Annotated in this window: 14 protein-coding genes; 11 read left to right on the forward strand and 3 right to left on the reverse strand. The window is 71.5% G+C overall.

Going from position 1 to position 16,286, the window contains the following annotated elements:
* Nucleotides 1-75: 75 nt before the first annotated feature.
* Nucleotides 76-1,629 carry an acetyl-CoA hydrolase/transferase family protein gene (locus LZP97_RS05215; protein ID WP_010592800.1) on the forward strand — a complete coding sequence of 518 codons (1,554 nt, stop codon included), beginning with the start codon at nucleotides 76-78 and terminating at the stop codon, nucleotides 1,627-1,629.
* Between the two features lie 23 nt (nucleotides 1,630-1,652).
* Here the strand turns inward: LZP97_RS05215 and LZP97_RS05220 are convergent, their stop codons facing one another.
* Nucleotides 1,653-2,249: a DUF3515 domain-containing protein gene (locus LZP97_RS05220; protein ID WP_010592799.1), complete on the reverse strand. Its 597-nt coding sequence runs from the start codon at nucleotides 2,247-2,249 to the stop codon at nucleotides 1,653-1,655.
* Nucleotides 2,250-2,339: 90 nt separating this feature from the next.
* Here LZP97_RS05220 and LZP97_RS05225 point away from each other — a divergent pair, with 90 nt between their 5' ends.
* Genes LZP97_RS05225 through LZP97_RS05235 form a run of 3 tightly spaced genes read left to right on the forward strand, consistent with a single transcriptional unit; the run spans nucleotide 2,340 to nucleotide 4,533 of the window.
* Nucleotides 2,340-3,305 (forward strand): thiamine-phosphate kinase, encoded by a 966-nt coding sequence (locus tag LZP97_RS05225; RefSeq protein ID WP_072786457.1) that lies wholly within the window; start codon nucleotides 2,340-2,342, stop codon nucleotides 3,303-3,305.
* A gap of 10 nt (nucleotides 3,306-3,315) precedes the next feature.
* Entirely contained in the window at nucleotides 3,316-3,837 is a 522-nt protein-coding gene (locus tag LZP97_RS05230; RefSeq protein WP_010592797.1) for a gamma carbonic anhydrase family protein, read from the forward strand.
* A gap of 18 nt (nucleotides 3,838-3,855) precedes the next feature.
* Complete coding sequence (locus LZP97_RS05235) at nucleotides 3,856-4,533, forward strand: uracil-DNA glycosylase (RefSeq protein ID WP_010592796.1); 678 nt, start codon at nucleotides 3,856-3,858, stop codon at nucleotides 4,531-4,533.
* Nucleotides 4,534-4,573: 40 nt separating this feature from the next.
* On the opposite strand, the gene LZP97_RS05240 is transcribed toward LZP97_RS05235, so the two are convergent.
* Both LZP97_RS05240 and rpmB read right to left on the reverse strand, forming a co-directional pair.
* Nucleotides 4,574-5,365 (reverse strand): enoyl-CoA hydratase-related protein, encoded by a 792-nt coding sequence (locus tag LZP97_RS05240; RefSeq protein ID WP_010592795.1) that lies wholly within the window; start codon nucleotides 5,363-5,365, stop codon nucleotides 4,574-4,576.
* A gap of 204 nt (nucleotides 5,366-5,569) precedes the next feature.
* The gene (gene rpmB / locus LZP97_RS05245) at nucleotides 5,570-5,761 is read right to left on the reverse strand and encodes a 50S ribosomal protein L28 (RefSeq protein WP_003939060.1); all 192 of its coding nucleotides are present in this window, start codon (nucleotides 5,759-5,761) and stop codon (nucleotides 5,570-5,572) included.
* 197 nt (nucleotides 5,762-5,958) lie between these two features.
* Between rpmB and LZP97_RS05250 the strand changes: the two genes are divergently transcribed.
* The 7 genes from LZP97_RS05250 (at nucleotide 5,959) to LZP97_RS05280 (ending at nucleotide 16,286) form a co-directional block, all read left to right on the forward strand.
* Nucleotides 5,959-7,596 (forward strand): DAK2 domain-containing protein, encoded by a 1,638-nt coding sequence (locus tag LZP97_RS05250; RefSeq protein WP_048772710.1) that lies wholly within the window; start codon nucleotides 5,959-5,961, stop codon nucleotides 7,594-7,596.
* A 59-nt stretch (nucleotides 7,597-7,655) separates the two neighbouring features.
* Nucleotides 7,656-9,959 carry an ATP-dependent DNA helicase RecG gene (recG, locus tag LZP97_RS05255; RefSeq protein WP_048772711.1) on the forward strand — a complete coding sequence of 768 codons (2,304 nt, stop codon included), beginning with the start codon at nucleotides 7,656-7,658 and terminating at the stop codon, nucleotides 9,957-9,959.
* A 184-nt stretch (nucleotides 9,960-10,143) separates the two neighbouring features.
* On the forward strand, nucleotides 10,144-13,545 hold the full coding sequence (locus tag LZP97_RS05260; RefSeq protein ID WP_010592791.1) for a pyruvate carboxylase: 3,402 nt from the start codon (nucleotides 10,144-10,146) through the stop codon (nucleotides 13,543-13,545).
* Entirely contained in the window at nucleotides 13,502-14,134 is a 633-nt protein-coding gene (gene rsmD / locus LZP97_RS05265) for a 16S rRNA (guanine(966)-N(2))-methyltransferase RsmD (protein ID WP_267966336.1), read from the forward strand. Before LZP97_RS05260 ends, rsmD begins: the two co-directional genes overlap by 44 nt.
* Nucleotides 14,131-14,625 (forward strand): pantetheine-phosphate adenylyltransferase, encoded by a 495-nt coding sequence (gene coaD / locus LZP97_RS05270; protein ID WP_003939055.1) that lies wholly within the window; start codon nucleotides 14,131-14,133, stop codon nucleotides 14,623-14,625. Before rsmD ends, coaD begins: the two co-directional genes overlap by 4 nt.
* A 167-nt stretch (nucleotides 14,626-14,792) precedes the next feature.
* Nucleotides 14,793-15,554, forward strand: a complete 762-nt coding sequence (locus LZP97_RS05275) for a DivIVA domain-containing protein (RefSeq protein WP_010592789.1) — start codon at nucleotides 14,793-14,795, stop codon at nucleotides 15,552-15,554.
* Between the two features lie 117 nt (nucleotides 15,555-15,671).
* Complete coding sequence (locus LZP97_RS05280) at nucleotides 15,672-16,286, forward strand: YceD family protein (protein ID WP_017680526.1); 615 nt, start codon at nucleotides 15,672-15,674, stop codon at nucleotides 16,284-16,286.

A 16,286-nucleotide genomic window follows, 5' to 3' on the forward strand; every position in this document is an offset into this window, starting at 1 on the left:
GGTCCGCGCCCCAACCGGCCGATCGCTGTGACGGAGACTTCGTCGACCGCCGGGCATGCTCGTACCCTGTTCGCTATGCAGACGCAGTTCCTCCGCCCCGCATCCGACTCTTCCCCGAGCCGAATCGACCACCCGGCGTTCCGGCAGAAGGTCGTCTCCGCGGAGGAAGCCGTCCGCTGGATCCAGCCCGGCCACACCGTCGCCATCAGCGGCTTCGCCAGCGCCGGCACGCCGAAGGCGATCACCCCCGCGCTCGCGGAACGCATCGGGGCGGCCCGCGCGGCCGGCACCGACTTCACGGTCAACCTCCTCACCGGCGCGTCGGTCTCCGCCGAGACCGAGCGGATGCTGTCCGAGGTGGCCGGCATCTCCCTGCGGATGCCGTACCAGGCCGAACCCACCGCCCGCCGCAACATCAACAACGGCCGGATGGACTACGTCGACATCCACCTGTCCCACGTCGCCCAGCAGGTCTGGGAGGGCTACTACGGACACGTCGACGTCGCGGTCGTCGAGGTCTCCGGCGTGACCGAGACCGGGGAACTGATCCCGTCCGCGTCGATCGGCAACAACAAGACCTGGCTCGACGTCGCCGAGAAGGTGATCCTCGAGGTCAACTCGTGGGTTCCGGCCGCGATGACGGGCATCCACGACGTGTACTACGGCACCGCGCTGCCGCCGCACCGCAAGCCGATCATGCTCACCGACGTCGAGGACCGCATCGGCCAGAGCACGTTCCGCGTCGACCCCGACAAGGTCGTCGCGGTCGTCGAGACCCATGCCCGCGACAGCGCCAGCCCGCTGACCCCGCCGGACGCGGTGAGCCGGGCGATCGCCGCGCACGTGCTCGACTTCTTCGAGCACGAGGTCTCCCGCGGACGGCTGCCCGCGGATGCGCTCCTGCCGCTCCAGTCCGGCATCGGCAACGTGGCCAACGCGGTCCTCCAGGGGCTCGACGCCGGACCCCACAAGGGGCTGACCTGCTACTCCGAGGTCATCCAGGACGGCATGCTGCACCTGATCAAGCACGGCACCGTCCGCTTCGCGTCCGCCACGTCGCTGGCGTTGAGCGAGGCCGGGATCGACGAGCTGGTGTCCAACATCGACTTCTACCGCGAGCACATCGTGCTGCGTCCGCAGGAGATCAGCAACCATCCCGAGATCGTGCGCCGCCTCGGCATCATCGCCATGAACGGCATGCTCGAGGCCGACATCTACGGCAACGTCAACTCCACCCACGTCATGGGCACCAAGATCATGAACGGGATCGGGGGATCCGGCGACTTCGCGCGCAACGGCTACCTGTCGATGTTCCTGAGTCCGTCCACCGCGAAGGGCGGGAGCATCTCGTCGATCGTGCCGATGGTGCCGCACGTCGACCACACCGAACACGACGTGCAGGTCCTGGTCACCGAACAGGGACTTGCGGACCTGCGCGGGCTGTCGCCGCGGCGCCGGGCGCGGGTCGTCGTCGACAACTGCGCCCACCCGGACTACCGGGACATGTTGCACGACTACGTCGACCGGGCCGAGGCCGTGCCGGATGCGGGACACACCCCGCATCTGCTCGGCGAGGCCCTGTCCTTCCACCAGCGTTTCCTGGAGACGGGATCCATGCTGGCGCAGTGAATCCCGCGGGTCGCCGACCGGCGTCAGCCGCCGGCGACCGGCGCGGGATCGATCGGCTGCTGGGGCAGCGACTGCGTGACCGCCGCCGACACCGTCTGCAGCGGAGTCGGACCCGAACCGTTCGGCACCGTCAGCGCCACGTACACCGGCCGGTCCACGACGAACCACGTGCTCGCGTCGATGCCCTCCGCGGCGCCGGACACCTCGAACCACTGGACGCCGTCGACCACCTGCAGCGCCGCCGCGCGATCGAACTCCGCGGGCCGCTCCAGTCCGCACCGTAGCACCACCGGCTCGCCCTCGACGGGCTGCCACGCCGCGGCGCCCGCGGGGGCCGGGTCCGTCAGCTCCGCGCGGCGCAGGTCGCCGACCTCCTCGGGCAACGCTCCCAGCAGGGCCGCGCACTCCGGTGACTCGGCCTGCGGCGCCACCACCGGTCCCAGCGCCACGGGCGCCAGTTCCGGGGTGCGGTTCGCCAGCACCGCCGCCACCACGATGCCGATCAGCAACGCCACCGGCAGCGCGACGGCCGTGGCGACGAGGGCAGGGCTGCGGCGGTGCTCGTCGTCGCCGGACGTGCCGTCGGGATCGGGGTCGGGGGAGACTGTCGGCTCGGTCATGATCTCTCGGAGTCGGGGAACGGTAGCGTGGTCGAAACTACCGTGTCCGCCACCGCCCGCCCCGCATCGACCCACGAACGGGAGGATCGCATCACCGCGCCCGACCGCCCCGGCCCCACCGTCGCCGACCTCGGCGAGTTCCCCGTGATCGACCGCGCGGTCGCCGGACGCCGCCAGCCCCCCACCACCCTCGTCGGACCGGGACACGACGCGGCTCTCGTCGCCGCCGCCGACGGACGGGTCGCCGTCTCCACCGACATGCTCGTCGAGGGCCGGCACTTCCGCCTCGACTGGTCCACCCCGCACGAGGTCGGGCGTAAGGCCGTCGCCCAGAACGGTGCCGACGTCGCGGCGATGGGCGCTCGCCCCACCGCCTTCCTCGTCGGGCTCGGCTGCCCGCCCGACACCCCGGTCGGCGTGCTCGACGGCGTCTCCGCCGGGATCGGGGAGGCCGCCGAGGCGCTCGGCGCCGGCGTAGTCGGCGGCGACCTGGTGCAGGCGTCGCAACTGGTCGTGGCGGTGACCGTCCTCGGCGACCTCGGCGGGAACCCGCCTCTCCTGCGGTCCGCGGCCCGGCCCGGCGACATCGTCGCGCTGGCCGGTCCGACCGGGCGTTCCGCCGCCGGACTGGCCGTGCTCACCGCCGGACTCGCCGGTCACCCGGATCTGGTGGCCGCCCACAAGGTGCCGTCGCCCCCGTACGCCGCGGGCCCCGCCGCGGCCGCCGCCGGGGCCCACGCCGCAACCGACATCTCCGACGGCCTGCTCGCCGACCTCGGGCACATCGCCGCCGCGTCCGGCGTCGCGATCGACGTCTCGCACGAGCTGCTCGAGCCCGGACCCGGGCTGCGGTCCGCCGCCGCGGAACTCGGTGTCGACGTGTGGGAGTGGGTGCTCACCGGCGGCGAGGACCACGCCCTGGCCGCCTGCTTTCCCCCGGACGCGTCGCTACCCGCCGGCTGGCGTCCCGTCGGCACGGTGCGTGAGGGCCGCGGCGTCACCGTCGACGGTCACGACCGGCCGGGCCCCGGAGGCTGGCAGAGCTTCTCGAGATAGGTTTCAGGACATGGCTGTGTATGCGCTCGGCGACCGTGTGCCCGATATTCATCCCGACGCCTGGGTCCATCCCGATGCGGTGGTCATCGGCGACGTCACCCTCGGTGCCCGCGCCTCGGTGTGGCCCACCGCGGTCCTGCGCGGCGACTACGGCCGGATCGTCGTCGGCGCCGAGAGCAACATCCAGGACGGGACGATCATCCACTGCACCGCCGTGGACGCCACCGTCATCGGCGCCGGAACCGTCGTCGGCCACAACGCCCACATCGAGGGCTCCACCATCGGCGACGGCTGCCTGATCGGTTCCGGCTCCCTCGTGCTCAACGGCTCCGTCGTCGGCGACGGGGCGATCGTCGCGGCCGGTGCGCTCGTGGCTCCCCGCTTCCAGGTCCCGCCGCGCTCGATGGCGATGGGTGTCCCGGCGAAGGTCCGGGAGGGATACGAGGTGCCGGAGGGGCACATCGACGCCAACGCCAAGATGTACGCGGCGAACGCCGAGTACTACCGCGGCGCGCTGCGGCGGATCGACTAGAAGGACCGGGCACCACCGATGGCTGTACGACCCTTGCCGGAGATCGTCGAGGAGGGCTGGGCGCGGGCACTGGCCCCCGTCGCCGACGACATCGCCGCGATGGGTGATTTCCTGCGCGCCGAGAACGCCGCCGGACGTGGCTACCTGCCCGCCGGCGCGAACGTGCTGCGGGCCTTCACCGAGCCGTTCGACCGGGTGAAGGTGCTCATCGTCGGCCAGGACCCGTACCCGACGCCGGGTCATGCCGTCGGGCTGAGCTTCTCGGTCGCACCGGACGTACGTCCGGTGCCGCGCAGCCTGGCCAACATCTACCGCGAGTACAGCGACGACCTCGGCCTGCCGACACCACCGAACGGCGACCTCACGCCGTGGTCGGCGCAGGGGGTGCTGCTGCTCAACCGCGTCCTGACGGTGCAGCCCGGCCAGCCCGCGTCGCACCGCGGCAAGGGCTGGGAGCGCGTGACCGAGCAGGCGATCCGAGCGCTCGTCGCGCGCACGGCACCGCTCGTCGCGATCCTGTGGGGTCGGGACGCGGCCACGCTCGAGCCGATGCTCGGCGACGTGCCCACCGTGAAGTCGGCGCACCCGTCGCCGCTGTCGGCCTCCCGCGGGTTCTTCGGTTCCCGCCCCTTCAGCCGAGCGAACGCGTTGCTGGCCGATCAGGGCGGGAACCCGGTGGACTGGCGCCTGGCCTGAACCGGGTGCGGCTGAGCCCCGGTCGCTCAGCCGCAGTCGCTCAGCCCCGGTCGATCGACTCGAAGTCGGGGCGCCGCTTCTCTACGAACGCGTCGACACCCTCGATGCCCGTGGGGGTGGTGGCCGCCGCGGCGATCGCCTCGGCCTCCGCGTCGAGCTGCTCGGACAACGACCGTCCCGTGGACTCGGCCACCAGTCGCCGGATGCCGGCGTAGGCGGCGGTGGGACCGTTCGCGAGGGTGCGAGCCACCCGCATCGCCTCGCCCTGCACCTCGTCGTCGGCCACGAGACGGCTGAGCACCCCGAGCCGCACGGCCTCGTCGGCGTTCAGGACACAGTCGGTCAGGATGATCTCCCGCGCGCGGGCGACCCCCACGACGCGCGGCAAGGTCCACGACATCCCGCCGTCGGGTGTGAACCCGATCGACGGGTACGCCGGGCGCAGCTTCGTCGAGGGACCGCCGAGCGCGATGTCTGCGTGCAGCACGATGCTCATGCCCGCGCCCGCCGCCCAGCCCTGGACCGCGGCCACCACGGGCATGCGAGCCGCGTCGAGGGCACGGACGAAGTCGTGGAACAGGCGTGCGACGTCGCCGACGAACTCGCCGCGGTCCGGCGCGGCGGCGAACGCACGGACGTCGCCCCCCGCGCAGAAGTTGGCGCCTTCACCGACGAGCAGAACGGCGCCGACCCCGGCGCCGGCGGATCGCAGGGCCTCGATCCCCTGGGCCATGCCCGCGGGGGAGAGGGAGGTGCCACGCTCGGCGGTCGCCACGGCGATGCGCAGCACGCCGTCCTCGATACGGACGTGGGACAGTACTGATTCGGTCACCCGGGGCACCCTACCGGGTGCCCCGACGGTCGGTGCGAGGCCGTCGCTACCGTCCGGGCGAGCCTCTTGTGACGGGTGGTTGCGAGTCCCTCGCGGCGGGTGGCTGCGAGTCCGTCGCGACGGGTGGCTGCGAGTCCCTCGCGAGGGGGACCGGACACGACGAGGCCCCGGCGTCGCAACGCCGGGGCCTCGTCGAACCGGATATCAGCCGCGGACGACCTTGCCTGCCTTGAGGCAGGAGGTGCACACGTTGACCTTGCGCGTGTTGCCCGGGGCAACCTGAGCGCGAACGCTCTGGATGTTCGGGTTCCAACGACGGTTGGTACGCCGGTGCGAGTGCGAGACCGACTTACCGAAGCCGGGGCCCTTGGCGCATACGTCGCAGACGGCAGCCATAGTCGCGAACTCCTTGGTGAGTAGTGGATATTTTCGTGTCTTCGTCGGCCTGCGAACACGGGAAGGCGTCCGCCACCCGTGCGAGGCAACCCTGCAAGCGTAGCGGGTGGGTGTGGCAATGGCCAAACCGGCCGGCCTGCGGGCACACCGTTACCCTTGCGTCACCGGTTGCGTGGTGGGCGAAGAGGGGGAAGCAGGTGCTCGAGGTCGGGGAAGCAGTCGACGGGACCGCCCTGCGCAGATGGGTGGATCTCGGGTTGCGGGTCCTCGCCGAGCGCCGCGACGAGATCAACAGTCTCAACGTCTTCCCCGTCCCCGACGGCGATACCGGCACCAACCTGCTCGTCACCCTGCGCTCCGCGGCAGCGGAACTCGACACCTCCGCGGCCGACGCCGACGATGTCGCCACGATCGTCGGCGCCCTGGCGCGCGGCGCCTTCCACGGCGCCCGCGGCAACTCCGGGGTCATCCTCGCCCAGATGCTGCGTGGCCTGGCCGATGCGCTCGACGGTGCCGTCGTGGTCGACGGCGCCGAACTCGGGCGCGCCTGGTGTCATGCCGCCGACCTCGTCACCCGCGCCCTGAGCTGCCCCGCCGAGGGCACGATCGTCAGTGTGCTGCACGCAGCCGCCGACGGCGCGCACGCGGCCGGCGGATCCGGTTCGCTCGTGGCGGTGGCGACCGGAGCGGCCGATGCCGCCGCCGAGGCCGTGCAACGCACCACGGCACAGCTCGACGTGCTGGCCGAGGCCGGGGTCGTCGATGCCGGTGGACTCGGTCTGCTCCTGCTGCTCGACGCGTTCGTCGAGACGGTTTCCGGCCGGCGTCCGGACCGGGCGCCGATCGCGACGTCGCGGCCCGGCGCCCCCGTCCCGCATGTCGGGCACGACGGGCGCGGCCTCCGCGACGACGGCCAGGACTTCGAGGTCATGTACTTCGTGGAAGGCTCCGACACCACCCGCATGGACGTCCTGCGTGCCCGTCTCGACGCGCTGGGGGACTCGGTTGCCGTCGTCGGTGACGGCGCCGGCACCTGGTCCGTGCACGTGCACTGCTGCGACGCGGGAGCCGCCGTCGAGGCCGGCCTGGAGGCCGGGAGGCTGCACCAGGTCAGCGTCACCTGCTTCGCGCTGGAGGCTCGGCAGCGGAGCGGCGTCGATCCGGTCGGTTCCGGTGCCGGAACTCGCTCGGTGCTCGCCGTCGTGGCCGGCGACGGAGCGGCGGAACTGTTCGAAGCCGAGGGTGCCGCGATCGTGCGAGCGGACCATCCGATCACCCGCCGGCATCTGCTCGACGCGATCCGCCGGCTGGGCAGCCGCGACGTGATGGTTCTGCCCAACGGTGCGCTGCCCGCCCAGGAACTCGTCGCCGTGGGTGCGGCGGCCCGCGACCACCGGCGTGAGGTGATGTTCCTGCCCTGTTCGTCGATGGTGCAGGGGCTGGCGTCGCTCGCGGTGCACGACCCGAGCCGCGATTCCGCCGACGACGCCTTCGCCATGTCGGAGGCGGCCGCCGCGACGCGGTGGGGCTCGTTGCGCATCGCGAACGAACGCGCCCTGACCTGGGTGGGAACCTGCGAGCCGGGGCACAGCCTGGGCCTGTCGGGTCACGATGTCGTAGTCATCGAGCATGATCTCGTGACGGCGGGAGCGTCGCTGCTCGACAAGGTGCTCGCCGCGGGCGGAGAGCTCGTGACGATGCTCGTCGGTCTCGACGCCCCCGACGGACTCGCCGAGCAGCTGACCCGGCACGTCAACGACCGCCACCCCGAGGTGGAGGTGCTGGTGTACCACGGAGGGCAGCGCAGCGACCTGCTGCAGCTCGGCGTGGAATAGCCGGCGCAGGAACAGTCGGACGCCGGATACCGGTGTCGATCGGAGCGGAGAGGACGGCAGTGGCGACACTCGCGGACCGACTCGATCATCTTCTCGGCCGCAAGACCGCGGAGGCACTCGCCGAGTCGTTCGGCATGACCACCGTCGAGGACCTGCTGCGCCACTACCCCCACCGGTACGCCACCCAGGGCGCCGAGCTCGGCGACTCGCAACCGGCCGAGGGCCAGCACGTGACGATCATCGCGCGGGTGGCCAAGGCCGACGAGGTGCGGATGAAGAGCCGCCCCGGTACCCGTCTCGCTGTCGTGCTCGAATCGGACCGGCAGAAGATCGACGTGACCTTCTTCAACCCGCACAAGGTCAAGTACAACATCAAGCCCGGGGTGCGCGGCATGTTCTCCGGCACTGTCAAGTACTTCCGTGACAAGTGGAGCCTGGCCCACCCGAGCTACATCCTCCTGCCCGAGCCCCGCGGCCCCGAGATCGGCGGCGCGGCCCCCCGGCCCGCCCGGGTACGTGGCGCCGGCGCCCTCGCCGGGATGGCCCGCAGTGCCCAGGGCGACGGCGGCATCGACATGTCGATCTTCGACCGGGCCCTCATCCCGATGTATCCCGCCACCCGCGACGTCGAATCGTGGACCGTGATGCGATGCGTGCGGCAGATCCTCGACCAGCTCGAGACCGTCGACGACCCGCTGCCCGACTGGGTGCGTCGCGAGCACGGCCTGATCGGGCTGGACGAGGCGCTGCGCCGCATCCACCTGCCCGACGACCGGGACGACGTCACCGCCGCCCGCGAGCGCCTGCGGTTCGACGAGGCCGCGGCGGTGCAGCTCGTGCTCGCCCGGCGCCGACACGACGTCGCGGTGCGCACCGCCCCGGCGTGCCCGCGCCGCAGCGGCGGTATCGCCGACGAGTTCGATCGGAGGCTGCCGTTCGAACTGACCGCCGGCCAGCTCGCCGTCGCGGGCGAGATCGCGGCCGACCTCGCCGGCGAGCATCCGATGAATCGGTTGCTGCAGGGCGAGGTCGGTTCGGGCAAGACGATCGTGGCGCTGCGGGCCATGCTGCAGGTCATCGATGCGGGGCACCAGTGCGCGCTGCTCGCCCCGACCGAAGTTCTCGCCGCCCAGCATGCGCGGTCGCTGACGAAGATGCTCGGCGACCTCGCCGAGGCGGGCGAACTCGGTGCCCACGAACTGGCCACGAAGGTCACCCTCGTGACGGGATCGATGGGCACCGCCCGCAAGCGGCAGGCGCTGCTCGACATCGTGAGCGGCGACTCGGGGCTCGTGATCGGCACCCACGCGCTGATCCAGCAGGGCGTCGAGTTCCACGACCTCGGGCTCGTCGTCGTCGACGAACAACACCGCTTCGGGGTGGAGCAGCGCGACGTGCTGCGCAACCGCGGCCGCGACGGTGCCAGCCCGCACGTGCTGGTGATGACGGCGACACCGATCCCGCGCACCATCGCGATGACCGTCCTCGGCGACCTCGAGGTGTCGACATTGCGGGAACTGCCCCGCGGCCGGTCGCCCATCACCAGCCGGGTCGTGGCGGCGAAGGTGCATCCGAGCTGGGTGACGCGCGCCTGGGAACGCATCGGCGAGGAGGTCGCGGCGGGCCGGCAGGCGTATGTGGTGTGCTCGCGCATCGGCGACGGCGACAGCGACGAGGACGCCGACCTCGTCGACGTCGACGTCGACGAGGCGGAGACGACCGGCGGGCGCAGGGGAAAGGGCACGCCTCCCGAGACGAAGTCGGTTCTCCAGCAGTTCGAGGAGCTCGCCGGGGGGCCGCTCGCCCATCTGCGGGTCGGGCTGCTGCACGGGCGCCTGCCCGCCGACGAGAAGGACGCGGTGATGCGCGACTTCGCCGCGGGCGACATCGACGTGCTGGTGTGCACCACCGTCGTCGAAGTGGGCGTGGATGTGCCCAACGCGACGGTGATGGTCATCGTGGATGCCGATCGCTTCGGGGTCAGCCAGCTGCATCAGCTGCGCGGCCGGGTGGGCCGGGGCGGGCATGCGGGGCTCTGCCTGCTCGTGACCGATTCAAAACCGGGCGCGCCCGCCATGGCCCGCCTCGAGGCCGTCGCCGCGACGACCGACGGATTCGCGCTCGCCCAGCTGGACCTGCAGCAGCGCCGCGAGGGGGACGTGCTCGGCGTCGCCCAGTCGGGCACCACGTCGACGCTGCGGATGCTCTCGCTCGTCGACGACGTCGAGGTCATCTCGGCCGCGCAGGCCTTCGCCCGTGCGGTGACCGACCGTGATCCGCGGCTCGAGGACCACCCCGGTCTGGCCCGCATGGTCTCGGCCGCGCTCGACACCGAACGGGTCGCGTACCTCGAGAAGTCGTGAGGTTACGTTTCGCGCACGTCGGGTGCGGCGCCCGCGTGAGGTGACGGCGGACGCCTCCTCCGTGTTTCCGGCGCGTTAAAGATCTCTCGACCTGCATCGTTTCAGTCGGCCGAAGACTGCCGTTCGTCCCACGATCTGGGATGCAGGCGCCGAACGGAGTGTTACGTCGCGGTACCGTCGTCCAATGTTCTCCAAAGTGCTTGTCGCCAACCGAGGCGAGATCGCGATCCGCGCGTTCCGTGCCGCCTACGAACTGGGTGCCGGTACCGTCGCGGTGTTTCCGTACGAGGACCGCAATTCCCTGCACCGGCTCAAGGCCGACGAGGCCTACCAGATCGGGGAGCAGGGGCATCCGGTCCGCGCGTACCTGTCCGTGGCTGAGATCGTCGCCGCCGCCAAGAAGGCCGGGGCCGACGCGGTCTACCCCGGCTACGGCTTCCTGTCCGAGAACCCGGATCTGGCGGCGGCGTGTGCGGCGGAAGGCATCACCTTCATCGGTCCGTCGGCGCACGTGCTGGAGCTGACCGGGAACAAGGCCCGGGCGATCGCCGCGGCGAAGGCGGCGGGCCTGCCGGTGCTGGCGTCGTCCGAGCCGTCGGCCGACCTCGAGGAGCTGCTCGAGGCGGCCGAGTCGATGGAGTTCCCGATCTTCGTCAAGGCCGTCGCCGGCGGCGGCGGACGCGGCATGCGGCGCGTCGCCGAGCGCAGCCAGCTGCGCGAGGCGATCGAGGCGGCGTCCCGAGAGGCGGACGCGGCGTTCGGCGATCCCACGGTGTTCCTCGAGCAGGCCGTGGTCGATCCCCGGCACATCGAGGTGCAGATCCTGGCCGACGGCCAGGGCAACGTCATGCACCTGTTCGAGCGGGACTGCTCGCTGCAGCGCCGCCACCAGAAGGTCATCGAGCTGGCCCCGGCACCGAACCTCGCGCCCGAGCTGCGCGAGCGGATCTGCGCGGACGCCGTCGCGTTCGCGAAGCAGATCGGCTACAGCTGCGCCGGCACCGTCGAATTCCTCCTCGACTCCCGCGGCAACCACGTCTTCATCGAGATGAACCCGCGCATCCAGGTCGAGCACACGGTCACCGAGGAGATCACCGACGTCGACCTGGTGCAGGCGCAGCTGCGCATCGCCTCCGGCGAGTCGCTGACCGACCTGGGCCTGTCGCAGGACAAGGTCGCCATCCGCGGCGCGGCGCTGCAGTGCCGCATCACCACCGAGGATCCGGCCAACGGCTTCCGGCCCGACACCGGCCGCATCAGTGCCTACCGCACGCCCGGCGGCGCCGGCATCCGCCTCGACGGCGGCACCTCCGTCGGCGCCGAGGTCTCCGCCCACTTCGACTCGATGCTGGTCAAGCTCACGGCCCGCGGCCGCGACCTGCCCACCGCCGTCGCCCGCGCCCGCCGCGCGGTCACCGAGTTCCGCATCCGCGGCGTGTCGACGAACATCCCCTTCCTGCAGGCCGTGCTCGACGACCCGGACTTCCGGGCCGGCAACGTCACCACGTCGTTCATCGACGAGCGACCCCAGTTGCTGACCGCCAAGACGTCCGCGGACCGCGGCACCAAGATCGTCGAGTACCTGGCCGACGTGACGGTGAACAAGCCGCACGGCGAGCGCCCGACGACGGTGTACCCGCACGACAAGCTGCCGAAGATCGACCTCGACGTCGCCCCGCCGGCAGGCTCGCGGCAGCGGCTGCTCGCCCTCGGCCCGGACGGGTTCGCGAAGGCGCTGCGCGAACAGAAGGCCCTCGCCGTCACCGACACCACCTTCCGCGACGCGCACCAGTCGCTGCTCGCGACCCGCGTGCGCAGCAAGGACCTGCTCACCGTCGCCGGTCACGTCGCGCGGATGACCCCGCAACTGCTGTCGATCGAGGCGTGGGGCGGCGCCACCTACGACGTCGCGCTGCGGTTCCTGCACGAGGATCCGTGGGAGCGTCTTGCGGCGTTGCGCGAGGCCATCCCCAACATCAACCTGCAGATGCTGCTGCGCGGCCGGAACACGGTCGGCTACACCCCGTACCCGGAGGTGGTCACCCGCGCGTTCGTCCGTGAGGCCACCGACACCGGCATCGACATCTTCCGCATCTTCGACGCGCTGAACAACGTCGACCAGATGCGGCCGGCGATCGACGCGGTCCGCGAGACCGGGACCGCCCTGGCCGAGGTCGCGATGTCCTACACCGGGGACCTGTCGAATCCCGGAGAGACGCTCTACACCCTCGACTACTACCTGCGCCTGGCGGAGCAGATCGTCGAGGCCGGGGCCCACGTGCTGGCGATCAAGGACATGGCCGGACTGCTGCGCGCCCCCGCGGCCGCCACCCTGGTCTCGGCGCTGCGCAGCAACTTCGACCTGCCGGTGCACGTGCACACCCACGACACCCCCGGCGGCCAGCTCGCGACGTACCTCGCGGCGTGGCAGGCCGGCGCCGACGCCGTCGACGGGGCGTCCGCCGCGCTGGCCGGCACCACCAGTCAGCCCGCGCTGTCGGCGATCGTCGCCGCGGCGGCCCACTCGGAGCACGACACCGGCCTCGACCTGCAGGCCGTGTGCGACCTCGAACCGTACTGGGAGGCGCTGCGCAAGGTGTACGCGCCGTTCGAGTCGGGCCTGCCCGCACCCACGGGCCGCGTCTACACCCACGAGATCCCCGGCGGGCAGCTGTCGAATCTGCGGCAGCAGGCCATCGCGCTGGGCTTGGGTGACCGGTTCGAGGAGGTCGAGGCAAAGTACGCCGCCGCCGACCGGATGCTCGGCCGGCTGGTCAAGGTCACCCCCTCGTCGAAGGTCGTCGGTGACCTGGCTCTGCACCTGGTGGGCTCCGGCGTCGCCAGCGAGGAGTTCGCGGCCGATCCGTCCCGCTTCGACATCCCGGACTCGGTGATCGGATTCCTCCGCGGCGAGCTCGGCACTCCGCCCGGCGGGTGGCCCGAGCCGTTCCGCTCGAAGGCCCTCGAGGGCCGGGGCGCCCCCAAGGCCGAGGTGCCGCTGACGTCCGAGGAGGAGAAGGCCCTCGACGACACCTCCACCGAGCGCCGCGCCACCTTGAACCGGCTGCTGTTCCCCGGCCCGACCCAGGCGTTCCTCGAGCACCGGGACCGCTACGGCGACACCTCGGAGCTGTCGGCCAACCAGTTCTTCTACGGGCTGCGGCGCGGGGAGGAACACCGGGTGCGCCTGGACAAGGGCGTCGAGCTGCTGATCGGGCTCGAGGCGATCTCCGAGCCGGACGAGCGCGGCTTCCGGACCGTGATGTGCATCCTCAACGGGCAGCTGCGCCCGGTGTCGGTGCGCGACAAGTCCGTCGCCAGCGAGGTTCCGGCCGCGGAGAAGGCCGATCGCGCCAACCCCGGGCACGTCGCCGCGCCGTTCGCCGGCGCCGTGACCCTCCTGGTCGCCGAGGGTGACCGGGTCGCCGCCGGCGACACCGTCGCCACCATCGAGGCGATGAAGATGGAGGCCGCGATCACTGCTCCGCGCGGCGGCGTGGTCACTCGCGTCGCCCTCGCCGGGGTGTCCCAGGTGGAGGGCGGTGACCTGCTGGTCGTCGTGTCCACCGAGGAGAGCGCGGAGTGATCGGACGGTTCTCCGGGGCGGTGCGATGACCCGGATCGTGGCCGGCCGGGCCGGGGGGCGGCGCCTGAAGGTGCCGCCCCGCGGGACCCGCCCCACCTCCGAGCGGGTCCGCGAGGCGCTGTTCAGCTCGCTCACGGCCCGGATGGAGCTCGACGGCGCGTCGGTGCTGGACCTGTACGCCGGCTCCGGCGCGCTCGGGCTCGAGGCGTTGTCCCGGGGCGCTGCCCACGCCCTGCTCGTCGAGTCCGACGCGCAGGCCGCCGCGGTGATTCGCCGGAACATCCGCGAACTCGGGCTGCCTGCGGTGCTGCGGGCGGCGCCGGTGGCCGCGGTGCTCGGCGGTGCCCCGGACCGGGTCTACGACCTCGTGCTCGCAGATCCGCCGTATGCGGTGACCGAGCAGGCGGTGTCCGCGATGCTCACCGTTTTGGTCGACGGGGGCTGGGTGGGGGAGGGCTCGGTGGTGGTGCTCGAGCGTTCTTCCCGCTCGCCGGAGACGGTCTGGCCGGACGCCCTCGAACCGGAACGCGTCCGCAAGTACGGTGAGACCCGGATCGAGATCGCCACCTGCTACGGTTCGGACTCATGAGCAGTGCGGTCTGCCCCGGTTCGTTCGATCCCGTGACCAACGGCCACCTCGACGTCATCTCGCGGACTGCCGTGCAGTTCGACGAAGTGACGGTGACCGTCGTGATCAACCCCAACAAGCAGGGAATGTTCACGGTCCCCGAGCGCATCGAGATGCTCACCGAAGCCACCGCCCATCTCGGCAACGTGCGCGTCGACTCCTGGCAGGGCCTGCTGGTGGACTACGCACGCGCCCACGGGATCACCGCCATCGTCAAGGGCCTGCGCGGGGCCAACGACTTCGACTACGAGCTGCAGATGGCGCAGATGAACCACAAGCTCACCGGCGTCGACACCCTCTTCGTCGCGACCAACCCGGCCTACAGCTACCTGTCGAGCTCTCTCGTCAAGGAGGTCGCCACCTACGGCGGCGACGTCGCCGACATGCTTCCGGCAACGGTGCACAAGCGGCTCCTGGCGCGGATCGCGGAGCGGACAGCCGCGCAGCGCTGATCGGACCCAGCCGCGCAGCACTGATCGGATCCGACGGGCGGGTCGGCGCGGCCCGTTCGATTGCCGACACACCGGGTGCGCGATGCGCGACTCGGACGGTACCTGCGGCAGACTTGCATCCGGCGCCGGTCGCACCGGCCGCGCCGGGACGACGATTGGGGTTGGGCGTGTACCGCGTATTCGAGGCACTCGACGAGCTGGTCGCGATCGTCGAGGAAGCACGCAGTGTCCCGATGACCGCGAGCTGCGTGGTCCCGCGCGGCGACGTACTGGATCTGCTCGACGACGTCCGCGACGCGCTGCCGGCGGAACTGGACGACGCGCAGGACGTTTTGGACCATCGCGACAAGCTCATCGGGGACGCGCGGACTCAGGCCGACAAGACGGTCGCGGATGCCGACGCGGAGGCCCGCGAGACTCTCGACAACGCCCGCGCGGACGCGGATCGCATGCTCGCCGACGCGAAGGCGCAGGCGGACCGGATGGTGCAGGAGGCCCGCGCCCACGCCGACGATCTGCTGCGCGACGCCCAGGCCGAAGCCGACGACACGATCGCCGACGCCAAGGACCAGTACGAGTCCGTGACGGCCCGCGCGCAGGCCGAGGCCGACCGCATGATCGAGGCAGGCAAGGCCTCGTACGAGCGGTCGGTCGCCGACGGCGAGGCCGAGCAGGCCCGGCTGGTGTCGCAGACGGAGGTCGTCCAGGCCGCGCACGCCGAGTCGGCCCGGGTCATCGACGCCGCACACGCCGAGTCGGATCGGTTGCGGTCGGAATGCGACGAGTACGTCGACTCCAAGCTCGCCGAGTTCGAGGACGTGCTCGGCACGACCCTGCGGTCGGTGGGCCGCGGCCGGCAGCAGTTGCGAACAGGCGCCGGGGTGCCCGACTACACGGAGGCCGAACGCCGGTCCGAGCGGCGCCGCTGACGCCACCGGCGTCCGCGCGGGGGCGATTTCGCCGAGCCCGGGTCCGTCGCGTATCGTGGAGTGGTTGCCCAGCCGCCCCGCGGCATCCGCCACCTGGAAAGAGGAAGAAGCATTCCCGTGTCTGCCCGCCGTCACAGCTCCCAGCATCCCGCCCGGGATTCGGGTCTCGTGCTGGACGTACTCTCGCTCGGCCGCCGTCCGGGCTCCATGCGCACCGTCCACGAAGTGGTACCCGCGCCGGTGCGGATCGGACTCGACGCGATCGCGATCGCGGAAGGCACGGATGTGGAACTCGACCTCCGGTTGGAAGCGGTCTCGGAGGGGGTCCTCGTCACCGGGACCGTGCGTGCCGATACAGTCGGCGAGTGCTCGCGCTGCCTCGAACCCTTCGAGGACTCGGTGGAGTTGTACCTGACGGAGCTGTTCGCCTACCCGAACAGCGTCACGGAGCAGACCACCGACGAGGACGAGGTCCACCGCCTGGTGGACGACACGATCGACCTCGAGCCGGTCATCGTCGACACCGTCGGACTGGAACTTCCGCTGCGGCCGTTGTGTAGTGACGACTGCGCGGGACTGTGCCCCGAATGCGGCATTCGCCTGGCGATTGCGGAATCCGGGCACGGGCATGAGAGAATGGATCCTCGCTGGGCTGGGTTGGCAGCCGCTTTCGGCGCAGGCTCCGAAGAACCCAGCAGTGCACCCGACAGCAAGAACAACGAGGAGAAGTAG

Origin of the sequence: Rhodococcus sp. DMF-1, assembly GCF_021441945.1 — a bacterium.
GTDB classification, from domain to species: Bacteria; Actinomycetota; Actinomycetes; order Mycobacteriales; family Mycobacteriaceae; genus Rhodococcus; species Rhodococcus ruber.